1 protein-coding gene is annotated in these 317 nt (G+C 50.8%); it reads right to left on the bottom strand.

The window, feature by feature from the left end:
* Window positions 1–27 precede the first annotated feature (27 nt).
* Window positions 28–291: a YwqI/YxiC family protein gene (locus CHH91_RS18195; protein ID WP_095224770.1), complete on the bottom strand. Its 264-nt coding sequence runs from the start codon at window positions 289–291 to the stop codon at window positions 28–30.
* Between the last annotated feature and the right edge of the window lie 26 nt (window positions 292–317).

The following is a 317-nucleotide window of genomic DNA, read 5'->3' on the forward strand; positions in this document are numbered from 1 at the left end:
GTGTTCATCCGTCTATTCCTTTCTTCGTTATCCGCGGCTTGCCAGCATCTTGTCCACGACTCCGTATGTTTGAACGAGTTCTTTCGTTTCTGCTTGTACGTTTTTCACGACGTCTAAGTAGCGATTGAATTGGTCGGCATACCCGCTTTCTACTTCCAGCAATGAATGGAGAAAGGCCATCGACGACGTATGGATCGCAGGCTCGTGGCCCGACACGGAATAGCTGGCCTGTTCCCCGGTTTCGCTTAAAGCGCTGAGCACGGAGCCTTCGTCGATTTTGATTTCCGGCATCAGTTCTCTCCTCCTTTCCTATTTCG

Origin of the sequence: Virgibacillus sp. 7505 (assembly GCF_002272135.1) — a bacterium.
In the GTDB taxonomy this organism is placed as follows: Bacteria; Bacillota; Bacilli; order Bacillales; family Amphibacillaceae; genus Terribacillus.